The sequence below is a fragment of the Sinomonas sp. genome (assembly GCF_051955515.1).
Classification (GTDB): domain Bacteria; phylum Actinomycetota; class Actinomycetes; order Actinomycetales; family Micrococcaceae; genus Sinomonas.
On sequence record NZ_JBQCGQ010000037.1, the window covers coordinates 1 to 15,729 of the forward strand.

14 protein-coding genes are annotated in these 15,729 nt (G+C 69.4%); 6 read left to right on the forward strand and 8 right to left on the reverse strand.

What is annotated here, in order from left to right; all coding sequences use genetic code 11:
- From ACTHL9_RS01880 to glyA, 6 genes are all read right to left on the reverse strand, one after another.
- Window positions 1-106 (reverse strand): serine dehydratase beta chain (locus ACTHL9_RS01880; protein ID WP_440516971.1); only part of this gene is annotated, 106 nt, incomplete at its 3' end.
- The gene (locus ACTHL9_RS01885) at window positions 106-756 is read right to left on the reverse strand and encodes a sarcosine oxidase subunit gamma (protein ID WP_440516957.1); all 651 of its coding nucleotides are present in this window, start codon (window positions 754-756) and stop codon (window positions 106-108) included. The genes ACTHL9_RS01885 and ACTHL9_RS01880, both read right to left, overlap by 1 nt.
- A complete protein-coding gene (locus ACTHL9_RS01890; protein ID WP_440516958.1) occupies window positions 749-3,682 on the reverse strand; it encodes a sarcosine oxidase subunit alpha family protein in 2,934 nt (977 codons plus the stop codon). The genes ACTHL9_RS01885 and ACTHL9_RS01890 overlap by 8 nt, the downstream gene beginning before the upstream one ends.
- Complete coding sequence (locus ACTHL9_RS01895; protein ID WP_138415502.1) at window positions 3,679-4,002, reverse strand: sarcosine oxidase subunit delta; 324 nt, start codon at window positions 4,000-4,002, stop codon at window positions 3,679-3,681. The genes ACTHL9_RS01890 and ACTHL9_RS01895 overlap by 4 nt, the downstream gene beginning before the upstream one ends.
- 26 nt (window positions 4,003-4,028) lie before the next feature.
- The gene (locus ACTHL9_RS01900) at window positions 4,029-5,246 is read right to left on the reverse strand and encodes a sarcosine oxidase subunit beta family protein (protein ID WP_440516960.1); all 1,218 of its coding nucleotides are present in this window, start codon (window positions 5,244-5,246) and stop codon (window positions 4,029-4,031) included.
- Entirely contained in the window at window positions 5,246-6,553 is a 1,308-nt protein-coding gene (gene glyA / locus ACTHL9_RS01905) for a serine hydroxymethyltransferase (protein ID WP_440516961.1), read from the reverse strand. Before glyA ends, ACTHL9_RS01900 begins: the two co-directional genes overlap by 1 nt.
- Window positions 6,554-6,683: 130 nt before the next feature.
- Between glyA and ACTHL9_RS01910 the strand changes: the two genes are divergently transcribed.
- Complete coding sequence (locus tag ACTHL9_RS01910; protein ID WP_440516962.1) at window positions 6,684-7,358, forward strand: GntR family transcriptional regulator; 675 nt, start codon at window positions 6,684-6,686, stop codon at window positions 7,356-7,358.
- A 170-nt stretch (window positions 7,359-7,528) separates the two neighbouring features.
- Here the strand turns inward: ACTHL9_RS01910 and ACTHL9_RS01915 are convergent, their stop codons facing one another.
- Entirely contained in the window at window positions 7,529-7,984 is a 456-nt protein-coding gene (locus tag ACTHL9_RS01915; RefSeq protein WP_440516963.1) for a DUF2087 domain-containing protein, read from the reverse strand.
- Window positions 7,985-7,986: 2 nt separating this feature from the next.
- Window positions 7,987-9,522, reverse strand: coding sequence for a PucR family transcriptional regulator (locus tag ACTHL9_RS01920; RefSeq protein ID WP_440516965.1), 1,536 nt, complete (start codon window positions 9,520-9,522; stop codon window positions 7,987-7,989).
- A gap of 151 nt (window positions 9,523-9,673) precedes the next feature.
- Here ACTHL9_RS01920 and ACTHL9_RS01925 point away from each other — a divergent pair, with 151 nt between their 5' ends.
- The 5 genes from ACTHL9_RS01925 to ACTHL9_RS01945 all read left to right on the forward strand — a co-directional run bounded on the left by ACTHL9_RS01925 (window position 9,674) and on the right by ACTHL9_RS01945 (window position 15,514).
- Window positions 9,674-11,167 (forward strand): purine-cytosine permease family protein, encoded by a 1,494-nt coding sequence (locus ACTHL9_RS01925; RefSeq protein WP_440516966.1) that lies wholly within the window; start codon window positions 9,674-9,676, stop codon window positions 11,165-11,167.
- On the forward strand, window positions 11,164-11,982 hold the full coding sequence (locus tag ACTHL9_RS01930; RefSeq protein ID WP_440516967.1) for a creatininase: 819 nt from the start codon (window positions 11,164-11,166) through the stop codon (window positions 11,980-11,982). Before ACTHL9_RS01925 ends, ACTHL9_RS01930 begins: the two co-directional genes overlap by 4 nt.
- Window positions 11,983-12,058: 76 nt before the next feature.
- A complete protein-coding gene (locus tag ACTHL9_RS01935; RefSeq protein ID WP_440516968.1) occupies window positions 12,059-13,399 on the forward strand; it encodes an MFS transporter in 1,341 nt (446 codons plus the stop codon).
- A gap of 57 nt (window positions 13,400-13,456) precedes the next feature.
- Window positions 13,457-14,713, forward strand: a complete 1,257-nt coding sequence (locus tag ACTHL9_RS01940) for an aminopeptidase P family protein (protein WP_440516969.1) — start codon at window positions 13,457-13,459, stop codon at window positions 14,711-14,713.
- Window positions 14,714-14,752: 39 nt separating this feature from the next.
- Window positions 14,753-15,514 carry an IclR family transcriptional regulator gene (locus ACTHL9_RS01945; protein ID WP_440516970.1) on the forward strand — a complete coding sequence of 254 codons (762 nt, stop codon included), beginning with the start codon at window positions 14,753-14,755 and terminating at the stop codon, window positions 15,512-15,514.
- Window positions 15,515-15,729 lie beyond the last annotated feature (215 nt).

A 15,729-nucleotide genomic window follows, 5' to 3' on the forward strand; every position in this document is an offset into this window, starting at 1 on the left:
CGCGCAGGCCGTCCGTGAACAGGACGGCCGCGCGCATCGGCCCGACGGTGTGCGACGACGACGGGCCGATGCCCACCGAGAACATGTCCAGCGCGCTGAGCGCCATCAGAGCAGCTCCAGCGCCTTGAACTCCGCCATAGCGTCGAGCAGCCAGCGGCCCAGGTAGTCCGCAAACGAGGCCCTCGGGTAGATCTCGTAGGTCTCGCTGCCCGTCTTCCAGAGGAGGACCGGGACTGGCCCGAGCGACGTCGCGTACGCCGAGCCGACGGCGAACGCGCGCGGGTGCAGGTCCAGCGGGCACCCCTTCTCGAGGACGTCGCGCGCGGCCTTCCCTGTGAGCTCGAAGGTCGTGCGGTTGGCGGAGAGGTCGACGGCGGAGCCCGGCTCGGCGCCGATGGCCTCAGCCAGACGGGCGGTGAGCTCGGCGGGGTCCGCGGCCGAGACGACGAGGAATTCGTCGGGGCTCAGCCAAAGGACCGAGAGGCCGGTCCCGATGGCGACCTCGCCGACCCGGGCAGGCAGCTGCGTCCCGAGCCGGGCCTCGACCCGGCGCGCCGCATCCGTGCCGGGGACCACGCGGAGGCCGACCTGAGTCAGGAACGGCACCTCGCGCAGCGCGACGCTGTAGATGCCGGTCACCTCGGCCGCCTCGAACTGGGCGGCGAGGTGGCCCGCCGGGCTGCGGCGCAGGTCGGCGGTGCTGAGGGGCTTGGTCGTACGGGTGGGGCGGGTGGGTGCAACAAGCTGCTCAGCCATCGCGGCGCTTCCCTTCCGGATCGTAGAGGACGGTGTCGCCGACGACGACGTCGACGAGCTGGTTGCCCACGGGGGCCACCAGGGTCTGGCCGATGCGGTTCCGGCCGTTCTTGATGAGCGCGAGGGCGAACGAGCGCCCCAGCGCGGCGGAGTGGTAGCTCGAGGTCACGTGGCCGAGCATCGGCACGGGGCCGTACGCCGGGTTGACCGAGATGCCGGACTCGACGAGCTGCGTGCCCTCGGGGAGGCGGAACGTCGGATCGACGGGCAGGAGCGAGACGAGGTGCTTGCGGTCCGTGCGGGCCGAGTCCTCGCGCGAGTACGAGCGCTTGCCGATGAAGTCCTTCGCCTTCGAGACGATCCACTCCATGCCGGCGTCCTGCGGCGTCACCGTGCCGTCCGTGTCCTGGCCGACGATCGGGTAGCCCTTCTCGGCGCGGAGCACGTGCATGGTCTCCGTGCCGTACGGCGTGACGTTGAACTCGGCGCCGGCCTCGAAGATGTCCTCCCAGACCTGCTGGCCGTACCAGCCCGCGACGTTGACCTCGAAGGCCAGCTCGCCCGAGAACGAGATGCGGCACACCCGGGCGGGGATGCCAGAGGCGAGCGTCGTCTCGCGGAACGTCATGAACGGGAAGGCCTCGTTGCTGACGTCGAGACCGGGGGCGACCTTGGAGATCACCGCGCGCGACTTGGGGCCGACGACGGCGACCGTCGTCCACTGCTCCGTCACCGACGTGAAGTTCACGTCGAGCGCGGGCCACTCGGTCTGGTGCCACTCCTCGAGCCAGTCGAGGACGCGCGCGGCGCCGCCCGTCGTCGTCGTCATGAAGTAGCGGTCCTCGTCGACGCGCAGGGTGACGCCGTCGTCGAAGATCATGCCGTCCGGGGTACACATGACGCCGTAGCGAGCCGAGCCGGGGGCGAGCTTCTTGAAGGCGTTGGTGTAGATGCGGTTGAGGAACTCGCCCGCGTCCTGGCCCCAGATCTCGATCTTGCCGAGGGTCGTGGCGTCCATCATGCCCACGGAGTTCCGGACGGCGGCGCACTCGCGGTACACCGCGTCGTCCATGGACTCGCCCGGCTGCGGGTAGTACCAGGGCCGCAGCCACTGGCCCACGAGCTCGAACTCGGCGCCGTGCGCCACGTGCCACGGGTGGATCGAGGTGAGCCGTTCTGGGTCGAACAGCTCACCGCGCTCCCGGCCGGCGAGGGCAGCGAAGGCGACCGGCGCGTAAGGGGCGCGGTACGTCGTCGTGCCGATCTCGCCGGGCGTCAGGCCGTTGTTGAGCGCGGCGGCGATGACGCCGATCGCGTTCACGCCGGAGGTCTTGCCCTGGTCGTTGGCCGTGCTGATCGAGGTGTAGCGCTTGACGTGCTCCACGCTGCGCATGCCCGCCCCCGTGGCGCGGAGCACGTCGTTGACCGTCTGGTCGCGCTGGAAGTCCACGAAGTGCTCGTCGAGGCCGTCGAGGCTGCCATCCTCGTTCCGGACCACCCAGAGCGGACGGGTGGCGCCGGCCACGTGGAGGGCGTTGTAGGAGACGGCGATCGCGTGGGCGCCGCCCTCGTTGACGAAGCCGGCATTGAACGCCGCCACAGCTCCGGCGTTCGTGCCCTCGGCGACGCCGTCCTCGAGGACGAAGCTGCCGCGCGCCGCGCCGACGACTTGCTGGCCCTCGACCGCGCCGGACGGCACGAACGCCGCGAGGTCATCGTCCCAGCGGATCTTGCCCTGGCGCTGGCTGTGCAGGTGCACAAGCGGGCTCCAGCCCCCGGAGACCGCGACGAGGTCGCAGGCGATGTCCTGCGCGGCACTGTGCTCTGCCCGGACGGGCACGCCGTCAGCGTCGACCCCCCGGATCGTTGCGCTGGTGACCCGAGGGCTCCCCGCAGTGCCTGCCGTGTCTACCACCGTGGCCCCAGGAAGGACGACGACGCCGGCCGCGATCGCTGCCTTGGCGGCGAGGGAGAGCTCGGGGCGGGCGTCCGCGACGGCGGCGACCTGGAGCCCGGCCTCGGTGAGCTCGGCGACGAGGTCGTAGACGCTGTCGTTGGTGGTCGAGACGACCACGCGGGAGCCGGGCGCGACGCCGTACCGGTTGAGGTACGTGCGGACCGCGGATGCCAGCATGACGCCGGGGCGGTCGTTGTTGCGGAAGACGATCGGGCGCTCGTGTGCGCCCGTCGCGAGGACCACCTGCTGCGCACGGATGTGCCAGAGGCGCTGCCGGGAGACGCCCGGGAGCTCGGAGGCGAACGCGCCGAGGTGGTCCGTGCGGTTCTCGACGGCGATGACGTAGTTCGCGTCGTAGCTGCCGAACGCGTTCGTGCGGGTCAGCACGGTCACCTCGTCTGCGGCGTCGAGCTCGGCGCGAACGCCCGCCACCCATTCGAGGGCTGGAACGCCGGCGATGCGCGCCTGCGGGTTCGAGAGCAGCGAGCCGCCGAGCTCCGGCTGGTCGTCGACGAGGACCACGCGGGCACCGGTCGAGGCGGCCTCGCGGGCCGCGGCAAGGCCGGCCGGGCCGCCGCCGACCACGAGGACGTCGGCGTGGACGTGCTTCTTGTCGTAGACCGAGGTGTCGTCGGCGGGATCGAGCTGGCCGAGGCCGGAGAGGTACTGCACCTCGATCCCCTCGACGAGTTCGACGGCGGTGGCCGGCAGCATGGACTCCGTCACCGACTGGCCCGGCCGGCGGACCTTGACGAGCGCGTTGGGCTCCTCGAGGCCAGCGGCAAGGATGCCCCGGGGACGCTTGAGGTAGATGGACGGCGCGGTCTCGACGACGCCCGCGGCCAGGAGGGCGGACGCGATCGTGTCGCCCGGGTGGCCCGCGTAGGCGCGCCCATCGACGGTGAACGAGAGCTCCTTCGAGCGGTCGATGCGTCCGCCCTCACGCAGCCGGAAGGGTTGGCGGCTCATTTGACTCCTCCTGAAATCTTGTCGCCCGCCGCCCTCTCGCCGGTGGCGAGGGATGGCTGGGTCTCGCCCATCCGGTAGACGGCGGCGATGCGGTAGGTCGCGGTATCGCGGACGGCGTTGAACCACTTCCGGCATCCACCGGAGTGAACCCATCGCTCAGCGAAGAGGCCCTTGGGGTTCTCGCGGTAGAAGAGGTACCGGCCCCACTCCTCATCGGTGAGGGCGTTGGGGTCCTCCGGGTAGGCCACGTGGGCCTGCCCGCCGTAGTGGAACTCGGTCTCGTCGCGGGGCCCGCAGTTCGGGCAGCTGATGAGAAGCATCGCTGGCTCCTTCTGTCTCTCTAGGCTCAGTGGGCCACGGCGGCAGCGCCGTGCTCGTCGATGAGGGCTCCCGTGACGAAGCGCTCGAGGGCGAAGGGGGCGTTGAGCGGATGCGGCTCGTCGTTGGCGATCGTGTGCGCCATCGTCCAGCCGGCTCCCGGGGTTCCCTTGAAGCCGCCCGTGCCCCAACCGCAGTTGACGTACATGTTCTCGACCGGCGCCTTGCCCACCACGGGAGAGGCGTCCATGGTGACGTCGACGATCCCGCCCCAGGTGCGCAGCAGGTGCGCCCGGGCGAAGATCGGGAAGAGCTCCACGGCCGCGGCCATCTGCTCCTCGATCACGTGGAACGCGCCGCGCTGGCCGTAGCCGTTGTACGAGTCGATGCCGGCGCCCATCACGAGCTCGCCCTTGTGCGCCTGGGAGACGTACACGTGCACGTGGTTGGACATCACAACGGTCGGGTGGACGATCTCGTGGAGCTCCGAGACGAGCGCCTGGAGCGGGTGCGACTGGATCGGCAGGTCGAAGCCGGCCATCTTCGCGAGGACGCTCGAGTGCCCGGCCGCGCAGAGCGCCACCTTCCCGGCGTTGATCGTGCCGCGGTTCGTCTGGACGCCGACCACCCGGTTGCCGTCCTTGATGAAGCCGGTGACCTCGCAGTTCTGGATGAGGTCCACGCCGAGCTCGTCCGCCTTCCGGGCGAAGGCCCAGGCGACGTGATCGTGCTTGGCGATGCCTGCGCGCGGCTGGAATGTGCCGCCGAGGACGGGATAGCGGATCTTGTCGCTCGTGTTCAGGATCGGGCAGACTTCCTTGACCTGGTCCACGTCGAGCCATTCCGCGTCGACGCCGTTGAGCTTATTCGCACTCACGCGGCGCACCGATTCGCGCACGTCCTGAAGCGTGTGCGCGAGGTTGAGCACGCCGCGCTGGCTGAACAGGAAGTCGTACTCGAGCTCCTCGGGGAGCTCCTCCCAGAGCTTGAGGGAGTGCTCGTAGATTGCGGCCGACTCGTCCCACAGGTAGTTGGAGCGGATGATCGTCGTGTTGCGGGCCATGTTGCCGCCCGCGAGCCAGCCGCGCTCGAGCACCGCGATGTTGGTCATGCCGTGGTTCTTGGCCAGGTAGTACGCCGTGGCCAGGCCGTGGCCGCCGCCGCCGACGATCACGGCGTCGTAGGAGGGCTTCGGATCCGGGTTGCGCCAGAGGAAGTCCGGGTGTTCGGGGAGGAGATCCGCCATCACTGGGCTCCGTTCGAGTCGGTAAGAGACGGTGTCAGGTTCGGGTAGAGGGGGTGCTTGTCCGCGAGGAGCTGGACCCGGGCCCTGAGGGACTGGGCGGTCTCGTCGTCGAAGCCCGGCTTGAGCGCGGTGGCGATGATGTCCGCGACCTCGCGGAACTCGGTCTCGCCGAAGCCGCGCGTCGCGAGGGCAGGCGTGCCGATCCGCAGGCCCGAGGAGACCATCGGCGGGCGGGGATCGAACGGGACCGCGTTGCGGTTCACGGTGATGCCGACCCGGTGGAGGCGGTCCTCGCCCTGCTGGCCGTCGAGGTCCGAGTTCCGCAGGTCCACGAGCACGAGGTGCACATCGGTCCCGCCGTTGACAACGGAGACGCCGCCTGCCGCGACGTCGTCCTGGAGCAGGCGCTCGGCGATGATGCGCGCGCCCTGGAGGGTGCGCTCCTGCCGTTCGCGGAACTCCGGCTCGCCCGCGAGCTTGAACGCGACGGCCTTGCCCGCGATCACGTGCTCGAGCGGGCCGCCCTGCTGGCCGGGGAAGACCGAGGAGTTGACCTTCTTGGCGATCTCGGGGCTGTTGGTGAGGATCACCCCGCCGCGCGGACCGCCCAAGGTCTTGTGCGTCGTCGTCGTCACGATGTCCGCATGCGGCACCGGGTTCGGGTGGAGGCCCGCCGCCACCAGGCCGGCGAAGTGGGCCATGTCCACCATGAGGTACGCGCCCACGAGGTCCGCGATCCGGCGGAATTCGGCGAAGTCGAGCTGGCGGGAGTAGGCGGACCAGCCGGCCACGATGAGCTTGGGCTGGTGCTCGAGCGCGAGGCGCTCGACCTCGGCCATGTCGATGAGCAGGCTCTCCCGGCTCACCTCGTAGGGCACCACCTTGTACAGCCGGCCCGAGAAGTTGATCTTCATGCCGTGGGTCAGGTGGCCGCCGTGGGCGAGTGAGAGGCCGAGGATGGTGTCGCCCGGCTGGAGCAGCGCGAACATGGCAGCTGCGTTCGTCTGGGCGCCCGAGTGGGGCTGGACGTTCGCGAACTCGGCGCCGAACAGCGACTTCACCCGGTCGATGGCGAGCTGCTCGATCACGTCGACGTGCTCGCAGCCACCGTAATAGCGCTTGCCGGGGTAGCCCTCCGCGTACTTGTTCGTGAGCACCGAGCCCTGGGCTTCCATGACGGCCGTCGGGGCGAAGTTCTCCGACGCGATCATCTCGAGCGTGCTCTGCTGGCGCTTGAGCTCCTCGTCGATGGCGGCCTTCACGGCTGGATCTGTCTCGGCGAGCGAGCGGGTCAGGACGTCAACCACGTCGTCCTCCTCTACGGTCAGGGGGTGGATGAGGGAACTAGTATGAGACTGATATATCAAAGCCTGAGCACGAGTATGATTGAAGCCACAGTGCAAGTCAACCGTGCTGGCGGGAGAAGGGATTCGGCAGATGACAGTGAACGGAACACTCGCTACGGCGGAGCCGGGCGGGGCCGTCTCGCTGGCCGAGCAGGCCTATCAGCTGCTCAAAGATCGGCTCATCATGCTCGAGATCCGACCGGGCGAGCCTATCAACGACGGCCAGCTCGCCCAAGACCTCGGCGTGGGACGCACCCCCGTCCGCGAGGCCCTCAAGCGGCTCGAGACGGACCATCTCGTGGTTTCCTACCCGCGCCGCGGGACCTTCGCGACGGTCGTCGACATCACCGAACTCGCCGCCATCTCCGAGATCCGCGAGCTCCTCGAACCGCTCGCCGCGCGCCGCGCCGCCGAGAACGCGAGCGCCCAGCTGCGCACCGAGATTCGCCAGAAGGCCGAGGAGATCAGCGGCCTCGACGCCGGCACGAGCGACCAGACCGAGCTCATGCGGCTCGACCTCTCCGTGCACAAGCTCATCTACCGGGCCTGCGGGAACGCGCACCTCGAGGACGTCCTGGTGCGCTACGACAACCTCGCCACCCGCATCTGGTGCCTCGTCCTGGACCGGCTTCCCCCCGTGGTGAGCCACATCTCCGAGCACACCTCGCTGCTCGAGGCGATTGCCGACGGCGATGCAGAGAAGGCCTCGCACCTGGCCCTCGAGCACGTGTCCGGCTTCGAGAAGGCGGTCCGGTCGGTCCTGTAACGGACCCCTCCCCGGGACTCGCGCCGACTTCCCCAGGAACCGCGCCGACTTCCCCAGCTCTTGCGACGACGAGGGCTCACACAGCGGCGTGTCCCGGCGACGCGCCGCTCAGCCGACCCCAATGGTGGGGGACTCGGCCCAAAACCTGGGGAGCCCGGAGGAACGCAACTTCACGAGAGCCAGTAGCCGCTCCCGTCCCGCTCGCGGGCGAGGATCCCCTCGTCCACGAGGGCCCGCCGCACGCGCGGAACGTCCTCGACCCGCTCGGCCAACCGCGCGTTGAGCTCCTTCTCCGCCACCACCTCGCTGGGCCCCAGCAGCTCGGCCCCGAGCATCCGCAGCACGTCGAGGAGAGGCCCCCGCTGACGGGGCAGCAGATCGATTTTCCCCTGGGGTTTCGCCGGCCGCGCCGCGCGGACTTGGGCCAGCAGCGCGTGGAGGGCACCGTCGTCGACCGCTACCCGCCCCTCAGAAGGCTGCCTGAGCACGCCGGCCGCGAGCAGGAGGCGATCCTGCCGCTCGTCGGAGGGAACGCCGTCGTGCCCTCCCAGCGAAATCTGGGCGAAGCGGGCCCGCGAGCGCCCGTTCGCCAGGGCGGCCAGGAACTGGATGAGCTGAGGCTCCATGGTCAGGTCCTCTCCCGCAGCTGGGCGTTGCCCCTCGCGAGTTTGACGGCGAAGGCGAGCGCGCCGAGCTGACCCGTGCCTCGCGGGTCGCCGCCCAGGGCGTCGAAGATCCGGGCGAGGCGCTTGTGGAGGCTCTGCCGCTCGAGGAAGAGCGCACGGGCGGCCTCGGCGGTGTTGCAGCCGGCGGTGATCCAGACGTCGAGCGTTCGGACGAGCTCCCCGCCGCGACGCTGTTCGAGGTCGAGGAGGGGCCCGAGAGTCTCCTGCACGAACGCCTCCGACGCGTCGCGGCTCAGCTCCCGCTCGGCGAAGCGTTCCACCACGAAGTCGGCGCTGTCGTAGACCGAGTGATCCCATTTCGAGGCGCGCCCCAGGCGCAGGGTGGTCCGCGCCTCGGCGAGCGAGCGCGACGCGCCGCGGATCGACGTCGCCGTCGGCCCCACCGCCCCAACCGTCCCGGTCCGCGCGAAGTCGCCGCGGAGCGCCGCGACGAGTTCGGCCCGTTGCGCGGCGCACCGCCCTGCGGCGAACTCGACGAGGGCGACGACGGAATCCCCCTCCGTGTGGAGCCGAACCCTTGGCGCGGCGGCACCCGCCCGAGCCCGCAGCGCACGCTCGATGCCCGCCTGAGGCTGCGCTCCCGAGGCGCTGAAGAGGGCGACGGCGACCGGGGAGTCGGGCGTGAGGCCGGAGGCTTCCGCGAGCTCCAGCAGCTGGTCGCCCCCTCCCCCGGCAACCACCATGCGCATGAGGGCCTCGTCCGCCATGCGCGCCAGACTGGGCCGGTGGCGCTGCGCGAGGGCGAGCGCGACGATGCCCCGGATGCGCTGGGCAACCGTCTCGAGCAGCGACACGTCGGCGTCGGGGGCTCCGTGCAGCTCGAGGCGGGCGACGTCGATGCCGCCCACGCTCAGCCCGACGCTCGCCAGCGCAGCGCCGGCCGCGCCGCCGTCATGGGCCAACGGCTCGCCCACCGCCTCCACGACGCCCAGCTCAGGGTCAACGACGGCCACGGCGACCACGGCGTTCCCGAAGGATTCCGCGGTGAGCTCGAGGATCGGGCGCAGCGCGGAGCCCGAGACGGCCATCCGCTCGGCGAGCCGCTGGGACAGGGCGTCGGCGGCCTGCAGCGCCTCGACCTGGCGGGATACGATGCGCCGGTTCACGGCCTCCGCGACCTCCACGAACGGCACGACCCTGCGCAGCTCGACAAGCGGGAGCCCGATCTCGTCCGCGGCGGCCACGACTTCGGCCGAGAGCAGGCGACCGCCCGCCGTCTCGATCGCTACCCCTGCGACCGCGCGCTCCGCGAGGCTGCGCACGTACTCGAGCTGGGCCCCCGGACGGAGCCCGAGGAACGCCTGGCCGCCCGAGAGCAGGAGCTCGCCGCCCCGCAGCAGCGGCGCGATCTGCACGACCTCGCTCGAATGCACCCAGCGCACGGCGCGGCCCGGCACGGAGGCGGAACCCGCGACGACGACCGGGTCGCCGAAGCTCAGCGGCTCGCTCGCGAGGACCTCCTCAAGGGGGAGGGACATAGGGGCCTCCGTTGAATCGGGTGACACACTGTAACCCCTCAACTCGGCGAAGGGTGACGGAACGAGTCTAGGGTGTGCCCGGCACCACATCTACTCTGGAATGAGCCGGCTGACTTCCCCACCCTGTCCCGCCCTTGAGAAAGCAGCAACCATGAGCCTCGACCCGCAGCGCTCCGAGAGCGCAACGCACAGCGTCGAAGATGTCCTGCAGCCCATCCCGGAAGCCGCCCGCACGACGAAGGTGTCGGGGCAGTTCTGGATCTGGGCCGGCGCGAACGTCGCGCCGATCAACTGGATCCTCGGCGCCCTCGGCATCCAACTCGGCCTCGGCCTCGGCGACACCATGACGGTGCTCGTCATCGGCAACGTGATCGGCATGCTCGGCTTCGGCTTCTTCGTCCTCCTCGGACAGAAGACCGGCGCGACCGGCATGCTCCTCGCCCGCGGGGCCTTCGGCCGCCGCGGCGCCTACCTTCCCGCAGCGATCCAGGCGATCGTGGCCGTGGGCTGGTCCGCCGTCAACACGTGGGTCATCCTCGACCTCGTCATGGCGCTGTTCGGCCAGCTCGGCTGGGTGGACCCGACCCAGCAGAACCTCGTCTGGCGCGTCATCGTGGCCGCCGTCATCATGAGCATCCAAGTGGCCATCTGCTACCGCGGCTACGGCGCGATCGCGAAGTTCGAGCGGATCACCATGCCGCCCACGCTCCTTGTCCTGGTGGCGATGTCCGTCATCGCGTGGACGCAGCTCCCCATCGACTGGGGCTACCAGGGCGCGCCCGGGCACATCCTCACGGGCGGTGACCGCATCGCTGCGATGTCCGGCATCATGACCGTGATCGGCATCGGCTGGGGCATCGGCTGGTTCACCTACGCGCCCGACTACTCCCGCTTCGTCTCGAAGAGCATCCCGAAGGTGAAGCTCTACCTCGTCTCCGTGCTCGGCCAATTCCTCCCCGTGGTGTGGCTCGGCCTCCTCGGCGCAAGCCTCGCGACCATGAACGGTACGGCGGACCCGGGCGAACTCGTGGTCAAGAGCTTCGGGGTCCTCGCGGTCCCGGTCATCCTGCTCGTCATCCACGGCCCGATCGCAACGAACATCATCAACCTGTACACCTTCGGCGTGGCCACCCAGGCGCTTGACATCCGGATCTCCCGCAAGAAGCTCTCAGTGCTGGTCGGGTGCCTGTCGATGGCCGCCGTCGTCCTCTTCCTCTTCGCCGAGGACTTCGCAACGCTCCTCGACAACTGGCTTGGCACGATCGTCGCGTGGGTCGCGACGTGGGGCGGCATCATGGCGGTCCACTACTTCGTCTTCGAGCGCAAGCACAGCGACTACGCCTACCTCTTCCTGAGCCCCCGCGACACGCGGCTCAAGGCAGTGAACCCCTCTGCCCTCATCGCCTTCGGCGCCGGCCTGGTCATGACGTGGATGTTCATGTACGGCACGCTCCCGATCTTCCAGGGCCCGATCGCCACGGCAATGGGCGGCGTTGACCTCTCCTGGCTCGCGGGGACCCTCACCTCGGCCGCGGTCTACTTCGGCCTCGGGTACCGACGGTTCCGCTCGCGCATCGCCCAGGAAGCCCCGCTCATGGTGGCCTCCTCTGCAGCTTCGGCACCTTCGGTAGAGAGCGCGTCATGAGCGTGTTCATGGAAGACCTCGACGCCTTCACCTACCGCGAGCGCCTCGCCTCCGGGAACCGGCTGGTCATCGTTCCGGTGGGCTCGGTCGAGCAGCACGGACCGCACCTCCCGCTCACCACGGACGTCATGCTCGCCCGGGCGATGAGCGCCCGCCTCGCCAAGGCGGTGGGCGGCCTCGTGGCGGCCCCGATCCTCTACGGCTACAAGTCCCAGCAGCGCTCCGGCGGCGGCAACCACCTCGGCGGGACGACGAGCCTGGATGCGACGACGATGATCTCGATCGCGCGCACCCTGACCCACGAGTTCGCCCGGCATGGCGCCGAGCGGCTGGTCTTCGTGAACGGGCACTTCGAGAACTACCAGTTCCTGTACGAGGGGGTCGAGCTCGCGACGGCAGAGCTCTCCTCCCGCGGCAGATCCTCCACGAGCCAGAGGCTCGAAGCGATGCTGCTCTCGTACTGGGACTTCGTGGATCAGGGCACGATCGACGAGATCTACGCGGGTTCGTTCCCCGGCTGGGACGTGGAGCACGGTGGAGTCCTCGAGACCTCGCTCATGCTCCACCTCCACCCCGAGCTCGTGGACCTCTCCCGGGTCATGGACCTCCCGCCGGCTGACTTGCCGCGCTATGACCTCCTGCCAGTCAGGTCGGAGCTCACCCCCGCCTCGGGCTGCCTCTCCTCGGCCGCCAGGGCCTCCGAGGGTGCGGGGCAGCTTCTGATGGAGCGAACGACGGCGGCCCTCGCCCGGGCGGTGGAGGACGCCTTTGCACTTGAACGCAACAATGTTGCATTGGTCGCGACAAGTTCTTGACCGTGACCCAGCCCACTCCTATTCTGGTGCAACAGCGTTGCGGTAACTGCAACCCCAAATTCCCCTGGTGGTTCCCATGAGCACTGACAACTCTTCTCTGGCCCCCGTGACACCCGACTCCTCCTCCCCCAACACGCCCAGCGGCCTCGGCAAGGACGCCCGCCGCCGCGTGCTGTGGGGCAGCTTCATCGGAAACTTCGTCGAGTGGTTCGACTACGCCGTCTACGGCTACCTCGCCTCCACCATCGCGGCGGCCTTCTTCCCCGAGTCCGACAAGCAGACGGCGCTGCTGGCGACGTTCGCGGTCTTCGCGATCTCGTTCTTCGTCCGCCCGCTCGGCGGCTTCGTCTGGGGCCACATCGGCGACCGGCTCGGCCGCCGCACGGCCCTCTCCCTGTCGATCCTGATCATGAGCGGCGCGACGTTCTGCATCGCCCTCATCCCGTCGTACAGCCTCATCGGCGTCGGGGCTCCGATCATCTTGCTCGTCATCCGCGTCATCCAGGGCTTCTCGGCCGCGGGCGAATACGCCGGCGCCTCGGCGTTCCTCGTCGAATACGCACCGGCGAACCGCCGCGGCATGTACGCCGCCGTCGTCCCCGCGTCGACCGCAGCGGGGCTCCTCCTCGGGTCGCTGCTCGCGGCGGTGCTCTCGGTGGTCCTGAACGAGGCGCAGATGGCGGACTGGGGCTGGCGCCTCCCGTTCCTGCTCGCGGCCCCGATGGGTCTCATCGGCCGGTACATCCGGACCAGGCTCGAGGACACCCCCGTGTTCCGCGAGCTCGCCCAGGAAGACAAGGTGGACCACGCGCCGATCAAGGACATGTTCGCGCGGCACTGGCGCTCGCTCGTGCTGGCCGTCGGCGCGGTGCTGCTGAACGCCGTCGGGTTCTACGTGATCCTCTCGTACATGCCCACGTACCTCTCCACCGAGCTCGGATTCGGGGCCACCGAGTCGTTCGTCGCCACGACGATCGCGCTCGTGACGTACATCGGGTTCATCTTCCTCACGGGCCTCGCCTCGGATCGCTTCGGTCGCAAGCGCGTCCTCATCACCGCCTCGGTGCTGTTCATCGCGCTCACCGTCCCGGCGTTCATGCTCCTGGACACCGGCAACTTCGCCGTGATCCTGCTCGTGGAGATCTTCCTCGGCGGGATGCTGACCCTCAACGACGGGACGCTCCCCAGCTTCCTCGCCGAGCTCTTCCCCACGCGGATCCGCTACTCGGGGTTCGCGGTGAGCTTCAACCTGGCGAACGCCGTCTTCGGCGGCACGGCACCGTTCATGGCCACGCTGCTCATCGGCGTCCTGCACACAAAGCTCGCCCCGGCCTGGTACCTCGTGGCCGCCTCGATCGTCTCCCTCATCGCCGTCCTGTGCGCGAAGGAGACATCTCGAGCACCTCTAGCCAAATAAAGCCTCTGGCCCACCGACCCCTTTTCACGCAAACACAACCCCTTATTAAGGAGAACCATGTCCATCGACATCACCCCCGCCGTGACTTCCGTCGCCGAGCTTGAGCGGCTCAAGGTCCTGCACAACGGAGAGAAGCAGCTGCTCACGTTCTCGGACGCCGAGTTCGAGCGCCGCCTCGCCGGCCTGCGGGAGATCATGGCGGAGAAGGAGCTGGACGCGGTCGTCCTCACCTCGTACCAGAGCATCAAGTACTACTCCGACTTCCTCTTCACGTACTTCGGCCGCTCGTACGCCCTCGTCGTCACGGCCGACGACCAGGTCACGGTCACCGCGAACATCGACGCCGGCATGCCGTGGCGCCGGAGCTACGGCGAGAACATCGTCTACACCGACTGGCGGCGCGACAACTTCTTCTTCGGGCTGCAGGAGGCGCTGCGCCAGCGCGGCGTCACCGCGAAGCGCCTCGGCATCGAGGACGACACCGTTCCGCAGCTCCAGCGCGAGCGGATCGCCGCTGCGTTCCCGGGCGCCGCCCTGATCGACGTCTCGCAGGCGGCTATGCGGCAGCGCATGGTCAAGTCGGCCGAGGAGATCGAGGTCATCAAGCACGGTGCGCGCATCGGCGACCTCGGCGGCGAAGCCATCAAGGCCGCGATCCGCGAGGGCATCTCCGAGTACGAGGTCGCGCTCATCGGCACCGAGGCGATGGTCCACGAGATCGCCCGCACCTTCCCCGGCTCCGAGATCCGCGACACCTGGGTGTGGTTCCAGTCCGGCATCAACACCGACGGCGCCCACAACTGGGCCACGACACGGAAACTGCAGAAGGGCGACATCCTCTCGCTCAACTGCTTCCCCATGACCTCGGGTTACTACACGGCGCTCGAGCGCACCATGTTCCTGGGCCAGCCCGACGCCCGCTCGCTCGAGCTCTGGGAGATCAACGTGGAGGTGCACCGCCGCGGCCTCGAGCTCATCAAGCCGGGTGCGGTCTGCAAGGACATCGCGGCCGAGCTCAACGAGATCTACGTCGGCTACGGCCTGCTCCCGAACCGCACCTTCGGCTACGGCCATTCGTTCGGCGTCCTCTCGCACTACTACGGGCGCGAGGCCGGCCTCGAACTGCGCGAGGACATCGAGACGGTGCTCGAGCCGGGCATGGTCGTGTCCATGGAGCCGATGATCACCGTCGCCGAGGGCCAGCCGGGCGCCGGCGGCTACCGCGAGCACGACATCCTGGTGGTCGGCGAGGACAGCGCCGAGAACATCACGAAGTTCGGCTTCGGGCCGGAGCACAACATCATCGAGGCCTAATCGGCCGGGTCACACCGCCAGCCCTCTAGGGTGGAGTCCATGAGCGCCCCTTCTCCGATCTCGAACGCCGTCGCAGTCCTGCGCTGCTTCAGCGTGGACGAGCCGCTGCTCGGCGTCACGGACATCGCCACCCGCGTGGGCCTCCACAAGAGCTCGGTCTCGAGGATCCTCGCGATCCTCGAGACCGAGGGCTTGGTGGAGCGGGACGAGCCGACCAGGCGGTTCCGGCTCGGCCTCGGCATGATCGGGATCGCCGGCCCATTGCTCGCCGACCTCGACGTTCGGCGCGTCGCCTACCCCGTGCTGCGCGACCTCGCCGAGCGCACCGGGGAAACCACTGCCCTCCTCCTGTGGAACGGCAGCGAGGCCGTGTCAGTCGAGCAGATCCCGAGCCGTCACCAGGTCAAGCACACCTCCACACTCGGGACCCGGTACGGGACGGCACTGTCTGCGTCCGTGCAGGTGTTCCTCGCGTCGGAGGGGTCCGAGCATGTGCGCGAGGTGCTGGGCGCCGCTTCCGATGTGTCAAAGGTCGACGGCGGCGCCGAGGCGTATGCGGGCAGGCTCGCCGAGGCGCGCGAGCGAGGATATGCAGTGAACTACGGCGAGACGTCGCCCGAGGAGGTCGGGGTGGCCGCGCCGGTGTACGACCACCGGGGTGACGTCGTCGCCGCCGTGCTCATCTCCGCGCCGCGCTTCAGAGTTTCGACCGAGGACGTCGCGTTTCTCGGCAAGTCCTGCGCGGAGGCCGCAGCCGAGGTGACGCAGAGGCTCGGGGGGACGGCGTCGTCGTCCGGCTGAGCGGTCGCCCCCCATCTTGCCCCGTCACGTTCGCAGGGTCCCAGGGGCCCGCCGTCGTCCGCGCACCCTGCAAACGTGACGGCGCAACGAGAGGGGGGACCCGAGCGGCGCGCTCTATAACAAGGCGACATCGATCGGCGCGTCGCCTCTCCCAAACGCCCCGCTGCCGCGGCATCATGGAGGCGACGGGCCCGTTCGCGGCGGTCGTCGGACAA

Coding starts and splice junctions, on each gene's coding strand:
- ACTHL9_RS01925 (WP_440516966.1), top strand. CDS start 9,674: ATGAGCCTCGACCCGCAGCGCTCCGAGAGCGCAACGCACAGCGTCGAA.
- ACTHL9_RS01915 (WP_440516963.1), bottom strand. CDS start 7,984: ATGGAGCCTCAGCTCATCCAGTTCCTGGCCGCCCTGGCGAACGGGCGC.
- ACTHL9_RS01940 (WP_440516969.1), top strand. CDS start 13,457: ATGTCCATCGACATCACCCCCGCCGTGACTTCCGTCGCCGAGCTTGAG.
- ACTHL9_RS01900 (WP_440516960.1), bottom strand. CDS start 5,246: ATGGCGGATCTCCTCCCCGAACACCCGGACTTCCTCTGGCGCAACCCG.
- ACTHL9_RS01890 (WP_440516958.1), bottom strand. CDS start 3,682: ATGAGCCGCCAACCCTTCCGGCTGCGTGAGGGCGGACGCATCGACCGC.
- ACTHL9_RS01945 (WP_440516970.1), top strand. CDS start 14,753: ATGAGCGCCCCTTCTCCGATCTCGAACGCCGTCGCAGTCCTGCGCTGC.
- ACTHL9_RS01920 (WP_440516965.1), bottom strand. CDS start 9,522: ATGTCCCTCCCCCTTGAGGAGGTCCTCGCGAGCGAGCCGCTGAGCTTC.
- ACTHL9_RS01935 (WP_440516968.1), top strand. CDS start 12,059: ATGAGCACTGACAACTCTTCTCTGGCCCCCGTGACACCCGACTCCTCC.
- ACTHL9_RS01930 (WP_440516967.1), top strand. CDS start 11,164: ATGAGCGTGTTCATGGAAGACCTCGACGCCTTCACCTACCGCGAGCGC.
- ACTHL9_RS01910 (WP_440516962.1), top strand. CDS start 6,684: ATGACAGTGAACGGAACACTCGCTACGGCGGAGCCGGGCGGGGCCGTC.
- ACTHL9_RS01885 (WP_440516957.1), bottom strand. CDS start 756: ATGGCTGAGCAGCTTGTTGCACCCACCCGCCCCACCCGTACGACCAAG.
- ACTHL9_RS01895 (WP_138415502.1), bottom strand. CDS start 4,002: ATGCTTCTCATCAGCTGCCCGAACTGCGGGCCCCGCGACGAGACCGAG.